This window comes from Henriciella sp., assembly GCF_049649345.1.
Classification (GTDB): Bacteria; Pseudomonadota; Alphaproteobacteria; order Caulobacterales; family Hyphomonadaceae; genus Henriciella.
This window is the reverse complement of sequence record NZ_JBARZC010000450.1, coordinates 1-1,670: the sequence shown is the minus strand read 5'-3', so window position 1 is coordinate 1,670 and position 1,670 is coordinate 1. Positions and strand designations below refer to the sequence as shown.

Below are 1,670 nucleotides of genomic sequence, written 5' to 3'. Positions count from 1 at the left end.
CGGCGATGGCCGGTTCATCGCCTGTAAGACGCGATCGGGAATGACAGAGGGACCGGGGATCGCCAGATAGGGACGACCGTGAGAGAGCGACATGGGGAAAGCCTTCATATTACAGACGGCCCGACTGTAGACCCGCGCGGGGTAAGGTCAACCAGCGCTCGCTTGCTCCATACACCCAAATGGCATTAGACCGGCATGCGATCTCTTATGAAAAGGCCGTTCATGCCGCCTCCCAAAACCCTTGCGGACAAATCCCGACACCAGACTGCGACCCGGTTGTTCTGGTGGCTGTGGCGCGACTATCTGCGTCATCACAAGGGGCTCTTGGTGGCTGCGATCATCCTGATGGTCATCGAAGGCTCGATGCTCGCACTGATCAGCCGTCTGGTGCAGCCGATGTTCGATGATGTGTTCGCCTCAGGCGACCGGAATGCGCTTTATTTCGTGGGGCTTGCGGTAATGGCTGTCTTCTTCGTGCGTGGCGTGACCTCGGCGGGGCAGCGCGTCCTGATGGCCAGCATCCAGCAATTTACCGCGGCCGCGATGCGCAAGCATTTGTTGCGTCATCTGATGTCGCTCGATTCCGGCTTTTTCCAGATTCATCCGCCCGGGCAGCTGATCGAGAGGGTGCAGGGCGACGTCTCTAAGATCAACAGTGTCTGGAGCGCCATCCTCACCGCCATCGCGCGGGACTTCGTTTCGCTGATTGGCCTGCTGGGGGTCGCGTTGTGGATCGATTGGCAATGGACCCTTCTGGCAATCGTCGGCATTCCGCTTTTGGTCATGCCGTCGCTCATGGTGCAGGCCTACATCCGCCGTCGTGCCCGAAATGCGCGTGAGATCGCGGGCGATGTCGCCACGCGACTGGACGAGGTCTTTCACGGTGTCAATCAGATCAAGCTGAACGCGCTCGAGGACTATCAGGCCAGCCGCTACGACGCACTGATCAGGAAAGGCGTCGGGGCCGAAGTGCGCACAGCGGCCGGTCAGGCAACTGTGCCGGCGCTGATCGATATCATGACGGGGATCGGGTTTCTTGCGGTGTTGATCTATGGCGGATCAGAGATCATCGCAGGCGAAAAAACGGATGGCGAATTCATGGCGTTCTTCACCGCCATGGCGCTTGCATTCGATCCTCTGCGCCGTCTGGGAATGATGAGCGGTCAATGGCAGATGGCGGCCGCCAGTGTCGAGCGCTTGCAATACGTGTTTAACCTGCGTGCGACGATCCTGCCTCCGGCACAGCCAAAGCCGGTTCCGGACACCGCGCCGCGCGTCGCGCTGAAGGATGTCGCCCTGCAATACGGAGACCTTCCCGTCCTGCGCAACGCCAGTTTCGTGGCAGAGGCGGGAAAGACCACGGCGCTGGTCGGTGCATCGGGCGCGGGCAAAAGCACGGTCTTCAATGTGCTCACACGCCTCGTCGACCCGCAAAGCGGCATTGTCACCGTCGGTGACAATGCAATCACAGACTACGACCTGACGGCGCTGCGCGGTCTTTTTTCGGTCGTCACCCAAGACGCCGCCCTTTTCGACGAAACTTTGCGGGACAATATCCTGCTCGGCCGCGAGGGGGTGTCGGATGAACAATTGCACGCCGTTCTCGACGCCGCCCATGTCACCGATTTTCTGCCGGCGCTCTCCGATGGGATCGACAGCCCGGCGGGACC

At 60.7% G+C, this 1,670-nt stretch carries 1 protein-coding gene; it reads left to right on the top strand.

All coding sequences use genetic code 11. The features are described 5' to 3' along the window. Window positions 1–222: 222 nt before the first annotated feature. Window positions 223–1,670 (top strand): ABC transporter ATP-binding protein (locus WA989_RS12485; RefSeq protein WP_424340821.1); only part of this gene is annotated, 1,448 nt, incomplete at its 3' end.